We start from the raw sequence: 20064 nt of genomic DNA, 5'->3' as shown, positions 1-20064 counted from the left end.
TTTGCAAGATATAGAAAAATAGAATGTGGCAATTTTTAGTTCATTATCTCAATCATTTTGTAGTCATAATTGCTATAGCATGGATTTACAGTTCCAGGCAAGTCTTGAAAGGTTTCCTGATATTACTTTCAACAATGCTCGTAGATATTGATCACTTGTGGGCAACACCCATTTTTGATCCAAACCGCTGTAGCGTAGGATTTCATACATTTCATTCCGAAATTGCCATTATCATTTATGTGGCAGGAATGTTTATATTCAAAAACAAGTGGTTAAAACTTGCATTCATCGGACTTGTCTTCCATATGATCACAGACGGCATTGATTGTTTATGGTCCGGCATTTGAGCCATAACAGTTAATTTGGTATATTTCAAAACATTCTATTTTAATGAAACGTTTCTCTTTTTTTTTATTTCTGAATTTGTTTGCGTTAGCTTTAAGTGCTCAGCCAGTTAGCTTAAAGATGGTAGATAGATTACCTGTTGACGCGGATCAGTTTTGGGGAGTTGATACTTATCAACGTTTATATTTTTCAAAGAATAATGTGTTTTACAAAACTGAAAATCAAAAACAATTTCAATTTCAAGATTTGCAATTAGGCGAACTGGAAAGTGTTGACTTATTGAATCCGCTCAAAATCCTTTTGTTTTACAAAGAAGCAAATACCCTAGTGATTTTGGACAACCGATTAAATGAAGTTGAGCGAATAAATTTCAATTTTATATCAGATTTTAAAACTGTTGATTTTGCTGGTATTTCCAAAGATAATTTACTTTGGATATTCAATGCTGATCTTCAACAGCTCGAACTTTTTGATTATCAAGAGCTTCGAACTAGAAGTTCGTCCTTACCCATCAATAAAGAAGTCCTTGAAATGAAAAGTAACTATAATTTTTCATGGTTACTCCATCCTAACGGTTTCTCAAAGCTCAATATCAATGGGAGCTTGATCGACCAATTCAATTATGAAAACGCTGTTTCCTTCAATATCTTCAAAAACCAGGTCATGGTTCAAACCGAAATTCACCTCGAAATTTTTGGTAAAGACACAGATGATAAAATCATCTTTAAAAAACCAGAAATTACCTTCAATCAATTTTATTTCAATGATGAAAACATCTATATTTACAGCGATAAAGTACTCTACACGTACAGAATAAACATAGTAAATAACTGATTTTATGCACGTTGCAATCGCTGGGAATATAGGAGCTGGAAAAACTACGCTCACAAGATTTATCGCAAAACATTACAATTGGAAAGCAGAATACGAAGACGTCATTGAAAATCCTTTTCTAGAGGATTTTTACGAAGACATGAAGCGTTGGTCATTCAACTTGCAGATTTATTTTTTGAACAGCCGTTTTAGACAAATTTTACAAATCCGTGAGAGTAATATTGACATCATTCAGGATAGAACTATTTATGAAGATGCATTTATTTTTGCCCCCAATCTTCACGCTATGGGCTTAATGTCCAACAGAGATTATGAAAATTATTCCTCTCTGTTTAACCTCATGGAGTCTGTAACAGAATCTCCAGATCTGTTGATTTATCTTAGAAGTAGTGTGCCAAACCTGGTCAAGCAAATTCAAAAACGAGGAAGAGAATATGAAAATTCCATATCTATAGATTATCTCAATAAACTCAATGAGCGCTACGAAGCCTGGATTCAAACTTATGATAAGGGTAAATTGCTAATCATCGATGTAGATGAGTTAGATTTTGTAGATAAACCCGAAGACCTTGGAGTGATCTTAAATAAAATCGATGGAGAAATTAATGGGTTGTTTTAATTTCTTCCCCTAACCCCTCCCAAGGAGGGGAACTTTTACTCCTCATATCAAAAAATAATGATGGAGTAAATTTCTTATTTTGACTTACCACTCACTATCTCCAATTATCTTTTTGATATCGGGCCTAAAATAATTCGGGCCTTTCAGGACTTTTCCATCCTCTCTATAGATCGGTTTTCCGTCCTCACCTAGCTTACTCATATTGCTACGGTGAATTTCATCAAAGACCTCTTCAATTTTATGCTGCATGCCATGAGATAGAATGGTCCCACAAAGAATATATAGCATGTCACCAAGAGCATCAGCAACTTCTGTAAGATCACCTTGCATTGCAGCATCCAGATATTCTTCGTTTTCTTCCCTCATGAGTTTATAACGCAACAAATTTTTCTCAAGTTCTAAGTTGGCTTGTTGTGTTTCGGAAATGTCCAATCCGAAAGCTTTATGGAATTTTTTTACTTGGTCTATCGGTTTTTTCATAAGAATAAGAAGTATTTTTGCGTAAAATAAAACATTTATGTTTACTCCTGGACGTATTGCCTTTATCATTTTTTTTGTTGTGGCTTTTGTATCAATATTGATTTATTCTTACATTAAAGACAAAGGCATGCACAGTAGATATTACAAGGGGACATTATTTGTTTTACTGGGTTTCTTTATTTTCATCATTTCGTTAGTTTTTTTAAGATTCTACTGGAGAGAGGAATCTTTGCTGGATCTCATAAGAAATATGATGGGGGGCTCTTAAAAAGTTAAAAATAATTTTAACTTTAAGCTTCAATTCTACTAAAGTGAGTTAATGATCTTATTCAGGAACATCGTTTTTTTTATTTTGTTTTTCAACTTTTCTTCATATGCTCAAACAGATGAAATTGATCAATTATTCAGATACAACAAATACGATAAACTGGAGATCCTCCTCTTTGAATCTTCTGAAGTAGATGCTACTAACTTAAAATTAGCTCAATCTAAATATTACAATACCTTCAAACAACTGGAACAGTCTTTTGAGGTTTTATTTAATCTTGATACTACCCGATTAAGTACCAAACAAAAAGCTTATTACTATCATAATCTGGCAGAATCCTACGATTTGAACAGCAATTTTGACCTTGCTGCGGATAATTACTTGATTGCTCAGAAATATTATAAGGAAATTGATGACCTAGTCAATTACAATTCCATCAATCTTGATCTGTTTTATGCCATTGCAAATCCAGATATTTATCAAAATCCTGTAGATTATCTCAAAGCATTTCAAGAGTTGGCAGTGACAACAAAAGATACACTACAACTTGTTGACCTAGAATTAGAATTAGCTTTTGAAAGTCTTGAGCAAGAAAATGATACCACAGCCAAGTTTCTTGATCATATCCAAAATGCTTATGATTACCTGGAACATGATTTTAGCTCTTATAAATTAGGTGTGGTGCACACGTTTCATGCCTTTTATTATACAGATGTTATTATAGATAAAGATTCGGCTTCGTATTATTATAATAAAGCAATCGAAATAAATAAAGAACTGGGTCTTCCTCATAAAGTAGCCTTAGGTTATTTTAGCTTAGGAGATTTGAGCCGCTACACTGAGGATTACGAAAAGGCTATATTTTGGACCAAGAAGGCCAATGACTATAGAAATTTTAATTATGATTTTGAGCTTACAGCCTATATCAATCAAAAGCTCGCAGAAGATTATAAGGAGATAAATCAACTGGACTCCGCTTATTTTTATCTCAATAAGTCAGTTCAATACAGAGATAGCTTGAATATCCAAAAGCAAAATATAAACCTTACCCGTTTTGAAGCTGAGAAAAAAGAAAAGGAGAATTTAATTTTAGAAAAGGAAAATCAAAGAAATGAAGCTTTAATCCTTGGTTCTCTTGGGGCTTTGGTATTACTTATATTTTTATCTTTTTCTGTCTATAAGAATGCCAGGCGTAAAGAAGAGATTATCCAAAAAGACAAGGCTTTGGAAATCAAAAAAATTGAAGAAAAGCTGAAAAAACAGCAGTTAAAAGCTTTGGATGCCTTGGTAGTTGGTCAGGAAAAAGAGAGAATGAGAATTGCAAGTGAACTTCACGATAATATAGGCTCAAATTTTATGGCTATAAAGTCCTATTTTGATCATTTCAAAAATGAATTTGAAATCCAGGATTCATCTTCTCAAGTTTTTGAAAAAACTCACGAGTTGCTTGAAGAAACTTATCATGATATCCGATCCTTAGCTCATCTCAAACATAGTGGCTTGATGAATGATAATGGATTATTTCCAGCTCTTCAAAAGCTAAGTAAAAACGTAAGTTCCTTTAGTAAGACTCAAGTGGATTTTAATTCATTTATAGAAGAAGAAGTGGAGCTCAATGAAAAGCTTGAGCTTAATGTGTTTAGGATTGTTCAAGAAAGCATGGCAAATGTGGTCAAGCATTCTAAAGCAAAAACAGCTTCCATTTCTATTACAAAAATAGACTCTCTTCTTAATATTATCATTGAAGATGATGGTGTTGGATTTGATAAAAATAAAATCAGTAATAATGATTCTTTTGGATTACAGAGCATAAAGGAGCGCGTGCAATTATTGAACGGTAATTTTTCTATTGATTCTAAAGAAGGACGAGGAACCACTATACTTATAGATATACCATTATGATAAAAGTAGCAATTGCAGATGATCACCAAACGCTTATAGATGGTATTTGTTTACGTTTGGAAAATGATAAAAATATTGACCTGAAATTTTTCACCAATAATGGCAGGGATTTTTTGAAAAAACTAAAAAATACACCTGTTGACATAGCGATTATAGATATAAAGATGCCAAAAATGGATGGTGTTTCCCTCACCAGAGTCTTAAGAGCTGAACATAGTGATATCAAGATAATTGTACTCTCGATGTTTGATCAGATCGATGCGGTGAGAAAAATGATTGATGCTAAAGTGAACGGCTATGTTTTAAAAACCTCTCCAATGGATGAATTAGTTATCGCTTTACGAGAAGTCTATGAAGGCAACGATTATTTTGACGACCATTTAGAAGGTATTTCAGAGCTTTTTAATAAAAGAGAGAAATCAGAAAAATCAAAGTTATCTCAAACTGAAAAAGAAATTCTTGATCTTATTGCGGAAGGCAAAACTTCTCAGGAAATTGCAGAGGTAAGGCAGTCTGCTGTTTCAACAATAGATACTCATAGAAGAAATATGTCTCATAAGCTCGGTCTTTACGGCAAGGGTGAACTTTTGCGTTATGCAATGGATAAAAAATATAAATTTGATTAAAAAATAAATTATGTCAATACTATTGGTCAGCACCACCAGAGATCCCGGTAAGTGGGCTAAAACACTTAAAGAAAAAAATGTGTCCCTGGATATTCAAATATATCCAGATGTGGAAAGGCCTGACGATGTTGAGTTTGCTATTTCATGGAAGCACCCTGAAGGACTTTACAAAGATTTTCCAAACCTAAAGGTAATCGCATCCATGGGGGCCGGTGTAAATCATATCTTGAAAGATGATAATCTTCCTGAAGATGTGAAAGTGACAAGAATCGTCGATGACCAGTTGACAAAAGATATGAGTGAGTTTGTTCTTTTACAGTGCCTGGCTGTTTCCAGGAATTTATTTATTCACCTCCAGGATCAATCTGAAAAACAGTGGAAACCGAAATCCTATCAAACACCTAAAAAAACGAGTGTCGGCATCATGGGTTATGGTGTGTTAGGTCAGGAAGCCGGAAAAGTTTTGAAGGCAAATGGATTTGAGGTTTATGGTTACGCGAATTCTTCTAAAATTGTAGATGGAGTTCAGGTTTATGGTGCAGATGAGCTAGACGCTTTTCTAAACAAAACTCAAATTTTGGTGTGTTTGCTTCCAGTGACTTCAAAGACTAAAGGAATTTTAGATTTGCAGCTATTTAATAAATTAAAGGAAGATGCATATTTGATAAATGTCGCTCGCGGAGAACATTTGGTAGAAGCAGATCTTATTTCAGCAATAGACAGAGGTATTATCAAAGGGGCAAGTTTGGATGTTTTTCAGGAGGAGCCACTACCAGAAATTCATCCATTTTGGAATCATCCTAAAATTCAAATTACACCGCATATAGCGAGTATGACAGATCCAGAATCGGTAGCCAAGCAGCTGTTGGAAAATTATGAAAAGATGCAAAATGGCGAAACCTTGATGAATGAAGTTGATGTTGAGAAAGGATATTAAACTTAGATGTTTATCATCAAAACCCTTTTTTTATAATCAAAACACCAATAAACACAGCCAATATCCCAATCAACAGACTTCCTAATCCATAAAGAAGAAACTCTGTGTATAAGTTGTTTTTGAGCAAATTCATATTCTCTGAGGAGAATGTTGAAAACGTGGTAAATCCACCACAAAAGCCTACAACAAGCAGTAGTTGTAAGTTTGTGTGCGAGGTTTCAGATTTCAAAAACCAGCCCATTAAGATGCCTATGAGTAGACTGCCCAATACATTTACGGTTAAAGTTCCGTATATATCAAGTTTTGTGTCCACCTGATATTTAAAAATTAGAGATACCCAATACCGGACAAGACTGCCCAAACCACCACCTAAGAAAACCAGCAATGCAGACTTCATTAATTTTCAATTATAGGGATGTAAAAATTGGTAATCCATTCTGCTGGGTTTACAGTATCGTTTCCGTCAATTGCAAACTCAAGGTAAGGTTTTAAAGATCCGTTAATAATTAAATCTCTTTTTTCGATGATAGCTTCAGCTATAGATAAAAGTTCTTTAAGATTAAAATAATCTCCAGTAAGTTGAGTTTTAAAATACATGCTTCTGGTTATCGGCTTGGATAAAACTTCAAAATAATCTGGAATGACTACCCGATTTTCTGTTCCTACTCCGGCAGAAAATATGACGTTTTCAGTTTCTTCATATAAGTTTTCAAAAAGGATTAATCGACCTTTAAAAACACCAACTCCCTGTTCTTGCATGAAATTTTCAATACTTTTGAACGTAGGATTGGATTTTTTCAAAATATTTTCAAAATCAAGTCTTGAAGCAGAAGTTGCGTGGAGGAGGTAAAATCCGCCAGTTTCTACTTTGCCCACTGGTGAGATATCATAAACAGAGATCTCTTTAGTGATTTGTTGCTCAAGTGTTTTTAGACTTTCTTTTACGGCAGCTTCAGTAATTTCTAAATGCGTTTTATTTGTAAAAACATATTCAGTTTTTTGCCAAAAGCCAGCATCCGATTTTAAGTGAACTGTAATCTTGGAGTTCTGGTTATCTGAAGACCCAAATTTCCAACTTATATCAAATTCAGAAGAACTTAACCAGGTTTTTAATACGAGTCGTTGTTGAATTGAGTCCTGAGAGAATGATTTATTCTGAAAATTAATGGATTCAAAAGTTTCATTTTGCCACGAAAGTGTAGTGTTTTCAAAATTTTCTGCATTTCCAAGCCTTGGCTCTGAAGTTGCTTTTTGAGGAAAACTAAACCAATTTTTGTAGGTTGATAAATCCTGAATTCTTTCTTTCAATAACTCTGCTGGCAGCGAATTTTCAACAGTTATGGTTTTTTCTTCGGGAAGTGATATGGTGGCAACGTAGAGTGAACCAACTACAAATACGAGTACAATAAGGAAAAAAAGATATTTGAAAAATTTCATGTTATTTTAAATATTTAAGCTAAGATACTCAAAATGAGATCAGCGTTTTTGAATTTATTTTCTGGCTGTAAGTTCTGCGATTTTGACAATAACTTCGGTAGCTTTTACCATACTTTCTAGCGGAACATACTCAAATTTTCCGTGGAAATTGTGACCTCCAGCAAAGATGTTCGGACATGGTAAGCCTTTGTAGCTTAACTGAGCTCCATCTGTTCCTCCTCTTATAGGTTTTAAAATTGGTGTGATATCAATTTGTTTCATGGCCTCTTCGGCAATGTCTACAATGTATTTTATAGGCTCAACTTTCTCTCTCATATTGAAATATTGGTCCTTCAGCTCTATACTGATGTCAGCTTCTTCTATGCTGGTATTCATTTTTGAAACTATATCCTGCATCAATTGTTTTCTGGCTTCAAACTTATCTTTGTCGTGATCCCTTATGATGTATTTGAGCTCTGTAAGTTCGATGTCTCCGGATATTTTGGAGAGGTGGAAAAAGCCTTCGTAGTCTTCCGTACGTTCAGGAACTTCATCTTTGGGCAGAACGTCAATAAATCTTTGAGCCATATAGATAGAATTAACCATTTTGTTTTTGGCATATCCAGGATGAACACTCGTACCTTTAAATTTTATGACCGCTGAAGCAGCATTGAAATTTTCGTATTCTAATTCTCCAATTTGGCTGCCATCCATGGTGTAGGCATACTTTGCCCCAAACTTGTCGACATCAAAATGATGTGCCCCTCGGCCTATTTCTTCATCGGGTGTAAATCCAACTCTTATTTTACCGTGCTTAATCTCTGGATGATCGACCAAATATTCCATCGCAGAAATGATTTCTGTGACTCCTGCTTTATCATCTGCACTCAGTAGAGTTGTTCCATCGGTGGTGATCAAGGTCTGTCCTTTGTAATCCTTTAATTCTTTAAAATAGCTGGAAGATAAAACGATATTCTGTTCAGAATTTAATACGATGTCACCTCCATCATAGTTTTCATGGATTTGAGGATTAATGTCTGAAGCTTTAAAATCTGGAGAAGTGTCAAAGTGTGATACAAATCCAATAGTGTCAACATCGTATTCCACGTTGGAGGGAAGCGTTGCCATGATGTAGGCTTTGTCATCTATACTAACCTCTTCCAGGCCAATGTTTTCCAATTCTTTCTTGAGTAGGTCGGCGATGTCCCACTGTTTTTCAGTACTTGGAGTAGCGTTGCTACTGGGGTCACTTTGAGAGTCTATTTTGATATAAGTAAGGAATCTTTCTAAAAGCCTTTGTGAATTAATCATGCTATTTTTATTTTATTCAAAAATATGAATTTGAAGTTATTAAACCTCCTACAAATCGATTGTCTTAGAGAGATTTACTATATTTTTGTAATCAAACTTAGGGAAAGATGTATAAACAGATTTTAAGACCAATTTTATTTCGATTTGATCCTGAAAAAGTACATCATTTTAGTTTCAAATCTATTAAGTTTGCTCATCAACTCCCTGGTATTCCCTCTGTTCTAAAAAAAATGTTTTCACTTGAAGACAAACGCTTAGAACGAGAAGTTTTTGGACTTAAGTTTAAAAACCCAGTAGGCCTTGCCGCTGGGTTTGATAAGAATGCAGAATTGTACAAGGAATTATCAAATCTAGGTTTTGGTTTTATTGAAATAGGAACTGTAACTCCCAAAGCCCAACCTGGAAATCCAAAGAAGCGCTTGTTTAGATTGCAGGAAGACTCAGCTATTATCAATCGAATGGGTTTCAATAATGAGGGTGTCGGTGAAGCCGTCAAGCGGTTAAGAAAAAATACAGATGTTCTGATTGGTGGAAATATTGGTAAAAATAAAGTCACTCCCAACGAAGATGCTGTCGATGATTACGACTTCAGTTTTGAAGCCTTGTTTGATTATGTAGATTATTTTGTAGTCAATGTGAGTTCACCAAACACGCCTAACTTAAGAGCGTTACAAGACAAAGAACCCTTAACTCAGCTTCTAAATCACTTGGAGCAAAAAAACCAAAAGAAGCCTCACCCAAAACCCATTTTGCTGAAAATCGCTCCAGATCTGACTGAATCTCAGCTTCTGGATATTATTGAAATTGTTGAAACTACCAAAATTGCTGGGGTAATTGCCACCAATACGACGATTTCCAGAGAAGGTTTAGTGTCAGAATCCAAAGATGAAATGGGTGGTTTGAGTGGAAAACCTTTAAACAAATCTTCCACAGATGTGATTCGATTTTTGTCTGAAAAAAGTCATAAGGCGTTTCCAATTATTGGTGTTGGGGGGATCATGACGCCTGAAGATGCTTTGGAAAAACTAGATGCGGGAGCAAGTCTGGTGCAACTTTATACCGGGTTTGTTTACGAAGGTCCTGGACTTGTCAAAGCGATTAATCAAGCTATTTTGGATAAAATTTCCTGAATCTTATGTTGGAGCAACTCATCCCATTTCTTATTGCCTCAATATTATTAACGCTTTCGCCAGGGCCAGATATTATTTATGTACTTTCTCAGAGCCTTGTCGGTGGCTACAAAAAAGGGATAATTATTGCCTTGGGCTTGGTTTCAGGAATTATAATTCACACCTCTTTAGTAGCTTTTGGAGTTTCTCTGATCATCAGAAATTCTGAACCTCTTTTTTGGAGTATAAAGATTGCTGGAGCTCTTTACTTACTCTATCTAGCCTATAAGGTCTATTCGTCTCCGCCTCAAAATTTTTTTCAGGATAAGACTGTGGTTTCTAAAAAATCAGCTTTTTCTGATTTTAAAACAGGCTTTATCATGAATATCTTAAATCCAAAAGTCACCATTTTTTTCCTTGCATTTTTTCCAGGGTTTTTGTGGGATACTGAAAAGGATTTGATGATGCAATTTTATGTTTTAGGCGGTTTATTTATGTTGCAGGCTTTTGTGATTTTTAGTTTTGTGGCTGTACTTTCAGATCAACTTTCCAAAATTCTATTTAAATCTTCAACTTCTTATTCATTCCTAAAGTGGTTTCAAGTCATCACATTCGTTGGGATTGCAATTCTGATCCTACTTTAAGTTGAATTCACTTTTCAAAATGCCTTAAAACTGTATATTTGGGCCCATGAAATCAGTGAAACTTATTGAATGTCCCAGAGATGCCATGCAAGGCATCAAGCCTTTTATCCCTACAGATGAAAAAGTCAGATACATCCAATCCTTACTTAAATGCGGCTTTGACACTATAGATTTTGGCAGTTTTGTTTCGCCTAAAGCGATTCCGCAAATGCAGGATACTGCAGATGTCTTATCTATGTTGGATTTGTCACAAACACAAAGTAAATTACTGGCGATCGTTGCCAATAGAAGAGGAGCAGAGGATGCTTCAAAGTTTCCTGAGATTAATTACTTGGGTTATCCATTTTCGATTTCTGAAAATTTTCAAATGCGGAATACACACAAAACGATTTCCGAATCTGTTGAGGTGTTGAAATCAATTTTAGAAATAGCACATGCATCAGATAAATCAGTTGTTGCTTATTTATCCATGGGATTTGGAAACCCTTACGGTGATCCCTGGAGCACGGATATAGTGGGAGAGTGGACAGAAAAGTTAGCTGACTTGGGAGTGAAAATTCTTTCCTTATCGGATACAGTTGGAAGTTCAACACCAGATGTTATTGAAGACTTATTTTCAACGCTGATTCCTAAATATCCCGATATGGAATTTGGAGCTCATCTGCACACCACTCCAGATGCCTGGTATGAAAAAGTCCATGCCGCCACTCTGGGAGGTTGCCGAAGATTTGATGGGGCGATTCAAGGTTTTGGAGGCTGCCCCATGGCTAAAGATGACTTAACCGGAAATATGCAAACCGAAAAGATGTTGTCTTACTTCAATTCTAAAAACATCGAAAATTCGATTCGCATGACCAGCTTTGAATCGGCCTACAATAAAGCTTCAGATTTGTTTACAAAGTATCATTAGAAATTATAAAAGCGAGTAAAGGCAATCATTACTGTTTTTCACTTCTTTTGAATTTGAGTCTGGATACATTTGAAGCTGAGATAAAGTTAGCTTCAATTATGAAGTTCAAATAAACCCATAATAGCTGGGTTGAAAGGTAAGTCTGAAGGGTTTGCGTTAATCTAATATTCTCTTACAATTAATCAATTTTTATCATAAACCAGAAGGTTCACACAAAATACGCAAAGAAAAAAGGGAGAGTTATGCAAAGCATTGGTTATTGTCAATTTAGGAATTAGCGACTTTAGCGTTTTCTTAAATTGCTTTGATTAAAATTATAAATAATAGATGCATTCTTGTCCTTCAAATACTTAAATTGGTATAACATACTTTTTAGAAGATTCCCTTCTTTTTTACTTAATTTCGCAGTGTGAAAAATTCAAAGAAAGACATACGCGCACTTAGTAAAAAAGAATTGCAAGACTTCTTTGTCTCTCATGGGGATAAGTCCTTTAGAGGTTCTCAGGTTTATGATTGGTTGTGGAATAAAGCGACCTATAACTTTGAAGACATGACCAATTTGTCCAAAGAGACCAGGCAAATGCTGATGGATAATTTCGTTATCAACAATATTGAAGTCGATCAAATGCAGCGAAGCAAGGATGGCACTATCAAAAATGCGGTCAAACTTCACGATGGATTTACAGTGGAGTCGGTATTGATTCCAACCATGTCCAGAACAACAGCTTGTGTTTCTTCACAAGTAGGCTGCAGTTTAGATTGTAAATTTTGCGCAACTGCAAAATTGAAACGGCTTCGAAACCTCAATGCTGATGAAATTTTTGATCAGGTGGTGGCGATTGATAAAGAAAGCAAACTTTACAATGGCATTCCGCTTTCCAATATTGTATATATGGGAATGGGCGAACCTTTGATGAATTATAATAATGTATTGAAATCTATTGAAAAAATAACTTCCCCAGAAGGTTTAGGCATGTCTCCAAGACGAATTACTTTATCAACGTCTGGCGTCCCAAAAATGATTAAAAAACTAGCAGATGATGAGGTTAAATTTCACCTCGCGGTTTCATTACACTCTGCCATTGATGAAATAAGAACTCAAATTATGCCTTTCAATGCTAAGTTTCCATTAGCCGATTTGAGGGAATCTTTGGTGTATTGGTACGAGAAAACAGGTAAATCTGTTACTTACGAGTACATTGTATGGAACGGCATCAATGATCGAGAAGAAGATATTCGCGCTTTGGTAGAATTCTGCAAAGCTATTCCCTGTAAGGTGAATATTATTGAATATAATCCCATTGATGACGGCCAGTTTCAACAAGGTACAGATGTAGCTGTTGCCAAATATATGAATGCTCTGGAAGCCAATCACATCACGGTTACCTTAAGACATTCCCGTGGAAAAGATATAGATGCAGCCTGTGGACAGTTGGCTAATAAAATGAAGGTTTAACCCTAATTTTCAGATTTTCTTAATATTATAAACTCTATATTTGCGAGTCTTGAAAACAGTCTCTCAAATAAAAGAACCTATAGCTCATGAGATGGAACTTTTTGAAAAAAAGTTCTCTCTTTTTATGTCTTCTCGGGTTGCACTTCTCAACAAAATAACACACTTTATCGTCAACAGAAAAGGCAAGCAGATGCGACCTATGTTCGTGTTTTTGGTAGCCAAAATGGTCTCTGATGGTGAAGTGAACGATAGAACTTATCGAGGAGCTTCAGTTATAGAGTTAATTCACACAGCAACTTTGGTTCACGACGATATTGTGGATGATAGCAATCAGCGTCGTGGTTTTTTTTCCATCAATGCCTTATGGAAAAATAAAATCGCCGTATTAGTGGGTGATTTCCTGTTATCTAAAGGCTTACTGTTATCTATAGATAATAATGATTTTGACTTGTTGAAAATTATATCTGTGGCGGTTCGCGAAATGAGTGAAGGAGAATTGCTCCAAATAGAAAAAGCCCGTAGACTGGATATTACAGAAGATATTTATTATGAAATTATTCGTCAAAAAACGGCTACACTTATCGCAGCTTGCTGCAGTCTTGGCGCAGCAGCAGTAAAGCCTGATTCTGCTCATGTGGAATCTATGAGGAAATTTGGAGAGCTTATCGGGATGGCGTTTCAGATTAAGGATGATCTTTTTGATTACGGAGAACAAAAAATCGGTAAACCCACGGGAATCGATATTAAAGAACAGAAAATGACGCTTCCTCTTATTTACACATTGAACCAGGTGTCCAAAAAAGACAAAGACTGGATCATCAATTCAGTAAAAAATCATAACAAAGACAAACAGCGGGTTAATCAAATTATTGATTTTGTGAAATCTTCAGGAGGTTTGGAATACGCTCAAACTAAGATGAAAGCTTTTCAAAAAGAGGCTTCAGAAATTTTACAACAGTATCCAGAATCCAAATACAAAGCTTCTCTTCAACTCATGATCGATTATGTTATCGATCGTGAAAAATAAACCTGAAAAGTTGAAAATGTAATAAACACTCAGACCTCACAGGTTTTAAAACCTGTGAGGTCTCGTAAAATTAATCTTAACTTGAGTGAAATATTTTTTATCATGTACTATTATTTTATCTTTATTTAAATTTCAAATTGATTTCCATTGATTAGTAAAACTACCATTGATAAAGTATTTGATATTTCCCGGGTTGAGGAGGTCATTGGAGATTATGTTCAATTAAAAAAATCGGGAAGTAATTTTAAAGGTTTAAGTCCATTTACGGAAGAGCGTTCGCCGAGTTTTATGGTCTCACCAGTAAAGCAAATTTGGAAAGACTTTAGTTCCGGGAAAGGGGGTAATGTCGTTGCTTTCTTGATGGAACACGAACACTTTACTTATCCTGAAGCCATCAAGCATTTGGCAAAACGCTACAATGTCGAAATTGAAGAAACGGAGCAATCTTCAGAAGAAAAGGAAAAGGCAAGTGAAAGGGAGAGCATGTATCTGGTCAATGAATTTGCCAAAACTTTCTTTGTAAAGCAGATGCTTCATACCGATGAAGGCAAGTCGGTAGGACTGAGCTATTTTAAAAATCGTGGATTTACTTCAGAAACCATTGAGAAATTTGATCTTGGCTATTCCCCAGACGAGTGGCAAGCCTTTACGGACACAGCTTTACAAAAAGCCTATAAATTAGAATTTCTTGAAAAAACAGGTCTTACTATCGTCAAGGGAGAAAAGCGATTCGACCGCTTCAAGGGTCGGGTAATGTTCCCAATTCATTCTATGTCTGGTCGTGTACTTGGTTTTGGTGGACGAATTCTGACTAACGATAAAAAGCAGGCCAAATACCTCAATTCGCCTGAAAGTGAAGTCTACCACAAAAGTAAAGTGCTTTACGGACTTTATCAGGCCAAGCAGGCTATTGCTAAATCCGATAATTGCTATCTGGTTGAAGGCTATACAGATGTGATTCAGTTTAATCAAACCGGGATTGAGAATGTGGTGGCTTCCTCAGGGACAGCCTTAACACCAGAGCAAATTCGACTCATCAGCAGGTTGACCAACAATATAACGGTTTTATTTGATGGTGATGCCGCTGGTTTGAGAGCTTCCATTCGAGGAATTGATTTGATTTTGGAACAGGGCATGAACGTGAAAGTTTGTCTTTTTCCTGAGGGCGAAGACCCCGATAGTTTTGCAAAAGCTAATACACTTGAAGATCTGCAACTTTACCTTGATGAAAATGCTCAGGATTTTATAAGATTTAAAGCTTCGCTTTTGCTGGAAGATGCAGAGAAAGATCCAGTCAAGAAAGCCGAAGTAGTGAGGGATATTGTGAATTCAATTTCAAAAATTCCAGACCAGATTACTCAGGAAATTTATATCCAAACCTGCTCCAATCTTCTTGATGTTTCAGAAGATGTATTGTTTAGTACACTGGCTCAAATTCTTGCCAAAGACAGAAGAGAAGCAGGTCGTGGAGACAGACGGAAAACTCTTGAAGTTGTAAAAGAAACTAAAGAATCAACTCCGGTTCATAAAGTCGATCAGCAGTACGTTTTGGAGCGAAGTTTAATTCAGTTGCTGTTGAGATACGGAGAGCATACTGCTGTTTTTGTGGATTTTGACTTTGATTTTGAAGAAGATAAACACTTAGAAGTTAAACGAGAATATGTTGTTTTCGAAAAAATATTTATCGAATTGCAGGAAGATGAAGTTGAATTTTCAAATCCTATTTTCAAAGAATTATTCGATCTTATTATTGAAACCTATGTTAAGGATAGAATTCTAAAAATCGATAGTTTTGTGAATCATTTAAAGCCTGAACTCGCTCAAGAAGTCACTTCCATTTTGATGGAGTACGAAAAGAATCAACTTCACGATTGGAAGCGTCAAGAAATTTTTGTGGTCGATAAAAGTGTTTTGGATCCACGAGAGGTAATGGAAACTATCCTAAATCTTCGTCGTTTTCTTATAAGAAAAAAGGTAAAAGAGCTTAGTGAAATTATTAGAGATCAGAAAGAAGATGTAGATATAGAACTGATGAGAGAAACTATGGAATACAATGGACTTGAAGTTTTAATTTCCAATAAACTAAACCGAGTGTTGTAGTTTAAGTGCTCTCTGTAGCTTTTGTCTTGCAAAAAATTAACACGTTGACTTCAATTAATCTTTGAACTCTTCTGGAATTTCGCAAACAGGAATAGCTTGCATTTTATGTTGATTCGCAGAATGTAATTTCTTGTAGATTTTTAATACCTCTTGTTGCCTATCTGTTATTTCGGACTGATCTCCGTCAAATTCCATAGCCCACTCCAATTCATCATAGCTAGCGCCAATTTGGTCTTCATCTGTTCTGCTATCACCAAAAAGTCCGTCTGTAGGCTCTGCTTCTTGTATTTCATTAATTACGCTTAGATCCTTTGCGATTTCGAAAACTTCACTTTTCATCAAGTCTGCTAAGGGACTTAAATCCACACCGCCATCTCCATATTTGGTATAGAATCCTACCCCAAAATCTTCAACCTTATTTCCAGTTCCAGCAACTAAATAGCTGTGGATTCCAGCAAAATAATAAAGCGTAGTCATTCTCAATCTCGCTCTGGAATTGGCAAGTGAAAAATCCTGCACATCTTTACTTTCAATTTCTGGTAAATTCGCTTTGAATGTATCAAATGTGTTGGATAAATCAACTTTTACAGAGCTTACATTAGCAAATCTGCTTTCCAGTTGTTCTATATGTTTTCTGGCTCTGGATACTTGAGATTTGTGTTGGTGAATGGGCAATTCCACACATAATGTAGGTTTGCCAGTAGTAGCACAAAGTGTTGAGGTTACAGCTGAATCAATTCCACCAGAAACTCCAATAACAAAACCTTTTTGTTGACTCTCCTTCAAATAATCCTTCATCCAATCTGTGATATGATCTATTGTTTTCTGGGTTTTCATAAGGCTATTTTTAGGCTTTAATACTTACATTTGTCTCAAATATAAGTAAACTGTTTTGTTGAAAAACATCAAGTCTGGAAATATGAGGATTCGTTTAATTTTGTTAAGTCTTTTTTTTGTTTTATCAGCTTGTGACAAAAACTCAAAACTAAATACAGAAGCAGAAGCCTTAACAATTAATACAGAGGTTAAACGATTTGACCTGAAATTCGCTGAAACAACACCAGAAAATTTATCAGCATTAAAGTCAAAGTATCCAGCTCTTTTCCCAGACCAAGTTCCAGACAGTCTGTGGGTTGCTAAAATGCAAAGTGGTTTACAAAAAGAAATCAATACTGAAGTTCAAAGTGCATTTCCAGATTTTAAGGAAGAAAAATTAAGAATTGAGCATTTTTTTAAATATGTAAAGTATTATTTTTCGGACTATAAGATTCCAACGGTTTACACTTTGGCAGAGGAGGTGAATTACAGACGAAAATTAGTATTAACGGAAGATGCCTTATTAATTTCTCTTGATAATTATTTAGGGAGCGAGCATAAATTTTATGAAGGTTTAGCTCAATATATTGCTCAACAGCAGGATAAAGAATTTTTAATTTCGGATGTAGCTGAAGCATTTATAAAGCAAAAACTAAATTCTAAACGATCCAGAACTTTTTTGTCTGATATGATTTACCATGGTAAAATTCTTTATCTAAAAGACCTTTTAATGCCTTTTGAATCTGATCATGCAAAAATTTATTATTCTGAAGAGCAATTAAAATGGGCAGAAGAAAATGAAACTGAAATCTGGTCTTTTTTTGTTGAACGCAATTTGATTTATTCCACAGATAATCGTTTAGAAGATCGTTTTATAAATCTAGCGCCTTATTCAAAATTTTATTTGGAACTAGACAATGAGTCCTCACCAAGAATCGGTCAATATGTAGGATGGCAGATTGTGAGGGCTTACATGAATAAATATCCTAATACAAACATAAAAGAACTCTTAGAACTTGAGTCTGATGTTATTTTTAAAAAATCAAAATATAAACCTTAGTTATGATTGAGAAAAAATCTGAAATTAAAATCAATGTTGTTACAGACGATAATAGAATTCCAGAAAAGTTAACCTGGTCCGCACAAGATGGCGGTATTGACAATGAAGAGGCTAAAGCGGCCTTCTTAAGTATTTGGGACCACAAAGCTCAAGAAACCTTACGTATTGACCTTTGGACCAAAGAGATGCCAGTTGATGAGATGAAAAAGTTTTTTCATCAAATTTTTGTAGGCATGACAGATACCTTTCAGAGAGCAACCGATGATGAAAAGATGACCGCAACGATGAGAGATTTTTGCGATTATTTTGCTGAAAAGTTAGATATTAAAGATGCAAAAAATGATGCAAAAGAATAAGGCCTTAATTTTTGTATACAATGCCAATGCTGGAGTAAATAATTCGTTACTAGACAGTGTTCATAAGATTTTAAGTCCAAAAACTTACGAGTGTAAGCTATGTGAGCTTACTTTCGGCATTGTTTCAGAAAACAGAAAATGGAAGACATTTCGGAAAGAAAGCGATATCGAAATGATATTTTTTCACAAGGACGAATACAAGAAAAAATTCAAATCAAAATTTGAAAAGCTGTACGATCTTCCAGTAATACTTTATCAGGATAATTATGACCTGAGCTTGATGATTGGAAAAGATGAACTTAATCAAATTGAAGACGTGGATATTTTGATCCACAAGATTAAATCGAGATTGTAATTACACCAGAGTTTCGTTGATGCTTTGTATGTAATTCAAAATTTCATCACGTCCTGTTTGATTTGCTGAAGATGTCACAAAATAGGGGGGCAGTTCTTCCCAGGTCTCAAGAAGTTTAGATTTGTAGTCCTCAATGTTTTTTTCCAAAACATTAGGCTTTAGTTTATCAGCTTTTGTAAATACAATTGAAAAGGGAATGGTGTTCATACCCATCCACTCCAGAAATTCTAAATCGATAGGTTGAGGGACATGTCTACTGTCAATTAAAATAAAAGTATTAACAAGTTGTTGTCTTTTTTCAAAATAGGCCGTAATGTATTTCTGAAACGTTTTTTTCTCCTGTTTGCTTACTTTGGCGTAACCATATCCTGGTAAATCTACCAGGTGCCAATTCTCATTAATTAGGAAATGGTTGATCAGTCGAGTTTTTCCAGGCTTACCAGACACTTTTGCTAAGGCCTTTCTGCCCGTGAGCATGTTGATTAGTGAAGATTTACCAACATTACTTCGACCTATAAATGCATATTCAGGTAATTGAGTATTCGGACATTTGGTAACGTCCGAATTGCTCATCACAAACTCTGAGGTTTTAATTTTCATGGCTTAAAGTCTTATAATTTTCTTTTCTCAAGCCAGTCAAACAAGATTTGGTTGAATTCATCTGGATGTTCCATCATAGCTGCATGTCCACATTTATCAATCCAAAATAATTCAGAGTCTGGAAGTAATTTGTCGAAGTCTTTTGCAACTTGTGGAGGAGTAACTTGGTCTTGTCTTCCCCAAATGATACAAGTTGGTGTTTCCATGTTTGGAAGATCTTTGGACATATTATGTCGTATGGCGCTTTTGGCGATAGATAGAGTTCTTATTAGTTTACTTCTATCATTCACTACGCTATAAACATCGTCGATAATTTCTTGTGTAGCGACTTCAGGGTCGTAAAATACATCCTGAGCTTTCTTTTTGATGTATTCATAATCACCACGTTTGGGATAACTTTCTCCCATTGCACTTTCATAAAGACCCGAGCTTCCTGTGATGACAAGCGCTTTAACAATTTCGGGGTATAATTTTGTAGTGAGTAGTCCTACATGTCCGCCAAGGGAATTTCCAACCAAAATCACCTTTCCATAAGCCTTAAAGTCTATGAATTCCTTGATGTATTTTGTAAGGTTTTTGATGTTGGTTTTAAGCAATGGTAGTTCATAAAGTGGCAATTCAGGTACAACAACTTTATAACCTTTTTTAGGGAAATAAGACATAACACCATCAAAGTTGCTCAAGCCACCCATAAGTCCGTGTAAAATAACAATTGGAGTGCCTTCGCCTTTTTCAAAGTATTTAAACTTTCCGTCTTGCTTTATATGTTCTTCCATCAGGTTTTTTAGAATTTCAAAATCCAAATATAAAGATATTTGAATAAGAAAACCTTACAGTTTTTAGGACTTGTCAATTATGGATATAAATGTTTGTAAATAAGACTTTTAAAACTG

The 20064-nt window shown here is 35.2% G+C and carries 22 protein-coding genes; 15 read left to right on the top strand and 7 right to left on the bottom strand.

Annotation, left to right across the window (positions count from 1 at the left end; translation table 11 throughout):
- Positions 1-23 precede the first annotated feature (23 nt).
- From LB449_RS08620 to LB449_RS08610, 3 genes are read left to right on the top strand one after another with little or no spacing between them, the layout of a single operon-like run.
- Positions 24-347, top strand: a complete 324-nt coding sequence (locus LB449_RS08620) for a DUF6122 family protein (RefSeq protein ID WP_224454699.1) — start codon at positions 24-26, stop codon at positions 345-347.
- A 43-nt stretch (positions 348-390) separates the two neighbouring features.
- On the top strand, positions 391-1179 hold the full coding sequence (locus tag LB449_RS08615; protein ID WP_224454698.1) for a hypothetical protein: 789 nt from the start codon (positions 391-393) through the stop codon (positions 1177-1179).
- Between the two features lie 4 nt (positions 1180-1183).
- Positions 1184-1798, top strand: a complete 615-nt coding sequence (locus tag LB449_RS08610) for a deoxynucleoside kinase (RefSeq protein WP_224454697.1) — start codon at positions 1184-1186, stop codon at positions 1796-1798.
- An 84-nt stretch (positions 1799-1882) separates the two neighbouring features.
- Here LB449_RS08610 and LB449_RS08605 read toward each other — a convergent pair whose 3' ends face one another.
- Entirely contained in the window at positions 1883-2278 is a 396-nt protein-coding gene (locus tag LB449_RS08605) for a pyrophosphohydrolase domain-containing protein (RefSeq protein ID WP_224454888.1), read from the bottom strand.
- Positions 2279-2597: 319 nt separating this feature from the next.
- Between LB449_RS08605 and LB449_RS08600 the strand changes: the two genes are divergently transcribed.
- The 3 genes from LB449_RS08600 to LB449_RS08590 are packed head-to-tail and all read left to right on the top strand — an operon-like array spanning position 2598 to position 6011.
- Entirely contained in the window at positions 2598-4448 is a 1851-nt protein-coding gene (locus LB449_RS08600; protein WP_224454696.1) for a sensor histidine kinase, read from the top strand.
- Complete coding sequence (locus LB449_RS08595) at positions 4445-5074, top strand: response regulator (RefSeq protein ID WP_224454695.1); 630 nt, start codon at positions 4445-4447, stop codon at positions 5072-5074. The genes LB449_RS08600 and LB449_RS08595 overlap by 4 nt, the downstream gene beginning before the upstream one ends.
- Before the next feature lie 10 nt (positions 5075-5084).
- Positions 5085-6011, top strand: coding sequence for a 2-hydroxyacid dehydrogenase (locus LB449_RS08590; RefSeq protein ID WP_224454694.1), 927 nt, complete (start codon positions 5085-5087; stop codon positions 6009-6011).
- A 16-nt stretch (positions 6012-6027) separates the two neighbouring features.
- Here the strand turns inward: LB449_RS08590 and crcB are convergent, their stop codons facing one another.
- Genes crcB through pepT form a run of 3 tightly spaced genes read right to left on the bottom strand, consistent with a single transcriptional unit; the run spans position 6028 to position 8738 of the window.
- Positions 6028-6408: a fluoride efflux transporter CrcB gene (gene crcB / locus LB449_RS08585; protein ID WP_224454693.1), complete on the bottom strand. Its 381-nt coding sequence runs from the start codon at positions 6406-6408 to the stop codon at positions 6028-6030.
- Complete coding sequence (locus LB449_RS08580; RefSeq protein ID WP_224454692.1) at positions 6408-7448, bottom strand: AraC family transcriptional regulator; 1041 nt, start codon at positions 7446-7448, stop codon at positions 6408-6410. The genes crcB and LB449_RS08580 overlap by 1 nt, the downstream gene beginning before the upstream one ends.
- Before the next feature lie 54 nt (positions 7449-7502).
- On the bottom strand, positions 7503-8738 hold the full coding sequence (gene pepT, locus LB449_RS08575) for a peptidase T (RefSeq protein ID WP_224454691.1): 1236 nt from the start codon (positions 8736-8738) through the stop codon (positions 7503-7505).
- 107 nt (positions 8739-8845) lie between these two features.
- Between pepT and LB449_RS08570 the strand changes: the two genes are divergently transcribed.
- The 6 genes from LB449_RS08570 to dnaG all read left to right on the top strand — a co-directional run bounded on the left by LB449_RS08570 (position 8846) and on the right by dnaG (position 15984).
- Entirely contained in the window at positions 8846-9868 is a 1023-nt protein-coding gene (locus LB449_RS08570) for a quinone-dependent dihydroorotate dehydrogenase (RefSeq protein ID WP_224454690.1), read from the top strand.
- A gap of 5 nt (positions 9869-9873) precedes the next feature.
- Positions 9874-10491, top strand: a complete 618-nt coding sequence (locus LB449_RS08565) for a LysE family translocator (protein WP_224454689.1) — start codon at positions 9874-9876, stop codon at positions 10489-10491.
- 46 nt (positions 10492-10537) lie between these two features.
- Positions 10538-11401: a hydroxymethylglutaryl-CoA lyase gene (locus tag LB449_RS08560; protein WP_224454688.1), complete on the top strand. Its 864-nt coding sequence runs from the start codon at positions 10538-10540 to the stop codon at positions 11399-11401.
- 409 nt (positions 11402-11810) lie between these two features.
- A complete protein-coding gene (gene rlmN / locus LB449_RS08555; protein ID WP_224454687.1) occupies positions 11811-12857 on the top strand; it encodes a 23S rRNA (adenine(2503)-C(2))-methyltransferase RlmN in 1047 nt (348 codons plus the stop codon).
- A gap of 49 nt (positions 12858-12906) precedes the next feature.
- The gene (locus tag LB449_RS08550; protein ID WP_224454887.1) at positions 12907-13884 is read left to right on the top strand and encodes a polyprenyl synthetase family protein; all 978 of its coding nucleotides are present in this window, start codon (positions 12907-12909) and stop codon (positions 13882-13884) included.
- Positions 13885-14031: 147 nt separating this feature from the next.
- Positions 14032-15984: a DNA primase gene (gene dnaG / locus LB449_RS08545; RefSeq protein ID WP_224454686.1), complete on the top strand. Its 1953-nt coding sequence runs from the start codon at positions 14032-14034 to the stop codon at positions 15982-15984.
- A gap of 54 nt (positions 15985-16038) precedes the next feature.
- On the opposite strand, the gene nadE is transcribed toward dnaG, so the two are convergent.
- Positions 16039-16821, bottom strand: coding sequence for an NAD(+) synthase (gene nadE, locus LB449_RS08540; RefSeq protein ID WP_224454685.1), 783 nt, complete (start codon positions 16819-16821; stop codon positions 16039-16041).
- A gap of 82 nt (positions 16822-16903) precedes the next feature.
- On the opposite strand from nadE, the gene gldB reads away from it, so the two are divergent.
- Genes gldB through LB449_RS08525 form a run of 3 tightly spaced genes read left to right on the top strand, consistent with a single transcriptional unit; the run spans position 16904 to position 18571 of the window.
- Complete coding sequence (gldB, locus tag LB449_RS08535) at positions 16904-17860, top strand: gliding motility lipoprotein GldB (protein ID WP_455431240.1); 957 nt, start codon at positions 16904-16906, stop codon at positions 17858-17860.
- Positions 17861-17862: 2 nt separating this feature from the next.
- Positions 17863-18216, top strand: coding sequence for a gliding motility protein GldC (gldC, locus tag LB449_RS08530; RefSeq protein ID WP_224454683.1), 354 nt, complete (start codon positions 17863-17865; stop codon positions 18214-18216).
- Positions 18200-18571, top strand: coding sequence for a GTPase (locus tag LB449_RS08525; RefSeq protein ID WP_224454682.1), 372 nt, complete (start codon positions 18200-18202; stop codon positions 18569-18571). The genes gldC and LB449_RS08525 overlap by 17 nt, the downstream gene beginning before the upstream one ends.
- On the opposite strand, the gene yihA is transcribed toward LB449_RS08525, so the two are convergent.
- Together yihA and LB449_RS08515 are read right to left on the bottom strand one after the other, a co-directional pair.
- Complete coding sequence (yihA, locus tag LB449_RS08520) at positions 18572-19171, bottom strand: ribosome biogenesis GTP-binding protein YihA/YsxC (protein WP_224454681.1); 600 nt, start codon at positions 19169-19171, stop codon at positions 18572-18574.
- Between the two features lie 11 nt (positions 19172-19182).
- Positions 19183-19947, bottom strand: coding sequence for an alpha/beta fold hydrolase (locus LB449_RS08515; protein ID WP_224454680.1), 765 nt, complete (start codon positions 19945-19947; stop codon positions 19183-19185).
- Positions 19948-20064: the final 117 nt, after the last annotated feature.

Source organism: Psychroflexus lacisalsi (assembly GCF_020164495.1).
Lineage (GTDB): Bacteria > Bacteroidota > Bacteroidia > Flavobacteriales > Flavobacteriaceae > Psychroflexus > Psychroflexus lacisalsi.
Note: the sequence above shows the minus strand (reverse complement) of the source record. Positions and strands in the feature narration are given on the sequence as shown.

Bases quoted from the DNA above. Each gene is read 5' to 3' on its own strand.
- LB449_RS08620 (WP_224454699.1), top strand. From the start codon at position 24: ATGTGGCAATTTTTAGTTCATTATCTCAATCATTTTGTAGTCATAATT.
- LB449_RS08615 (WP_224454698.1), top strand. From the start codon at position 391: ATGAAACGTTTCTCTTTTTTTTTATTTCTGAATTTGTTTGCGTTAGCT.
- LB449_RS08610 (WP_224454697.1), top strand. From the start codon at position 1,184: ATGCACGTTGCAATCGCTGGGAATATAGGAGCTGGAAAAACTACGCTC.
- LB449_RS08605 (WP_224454888.1), bottom strand. From the start codon at position 2,278: ATGAAAAAACCGATAGACCAAGTAAAAAAATTCCATAAAGCTTTCGGA.
- LB449_RS08600 (WP_224454696.1), top strand. From the start codon at position 2,598: ATGATCTTATTCAGGAACATCGTTTTTTTTATTTTGTTTTTCAACTTT.
- LB449_RS08595 (WP_224454695.1), top strand. From the start codon at position 4,445: ATGATAAAAGTAGCAATTGCAGATGATCACCAAACGCTTATAGATGGT.
- LB449_RS08590 (WP_224454694.1), top strand. From the start codon at position 5,085: ATGTCAATACTATTGGTCAGCACCACCAGAGATCCCGGTAAGTGGGCT.
- crcB (WP_224454693.1), bottom strand. From the start codon at position 6,408: ATGAAGTCTGCATTGCTGGTTTTCTTAGGTGGTGGTTTGGGCAGTCTT.
- LB449_RS08580 (WP_224454692.1), bottom strand. From the start codon at position 7,448: ATGAAATTTTTCAAATATCTTTTTTTCCTTATTGTACTCGTATTTGTA.
- pepT (WP_224454691.1), bottom strand. From the start codon at position 8,738: ATGATTAATTCACAAAGGCTTTTAGAAAGATTCCTTACTTATATCAAA.
- LB449_RS08570 (WP_224454690.1), top strand. From the start codon at position 8,846: ATGTATAAACAGATTTTAAGACCAATTTTATTTCGATTTGATCCTGAA.
- LB449_RS08565 (WP_224454689.1), top strand. From the start codon at position 9,874: ATGTTGGAGCAACTCATCCCATTTCTTATTGCCTCAATATTATTAACG.
- LB449_RS08560 (WP_224454688.1), top strand. From the start codon at position 10,538: ATGAAATCAGTGAAACTTATTGAATGTCCCAGAGATGCCATGCAAGGC.
- nadE (WP_224454685.1), bottom strand. From the start codon at position 16,821: ATGAAAACCCAGAAAACAATAGATCATATCACAGATTGGATGAAGGAT.
- gldB (WP_455431240.1), top strand. From the start codon at position 16,904: ATGAGGATTCGTTTAATTTTGTTAAGTCTTTTTTTTGTTTTATCAGCT.
- gldC (WP_224454683.1), top strand. From the start codon at position 17,863: ATGATTGAGAAAAAATCTGAAATTAAAATCAATGTTGTTACAGACGAT.
- LB449_RS08525 (WP_224454682.1), top strand. From the start codon at position 18,200: ATGATGCAAAAGAATAAGGCCTTAATTTTTGTATACAATGCCAATGCT.
- yihA (WP_224454681.1), bottom strand. From the start codon at position 19,171: ATGAAAATTAAAACCTCAGAGTTTGTGATGAGCAATTCGGACGTTACC.
- LB449_RS08515 (WP_224454680.1), bottom strand. From the start codon at position 19,947: ATGGAAGAACATATAAAGCAAGACGGAAAGTTTAAATACTTTGAAAAA.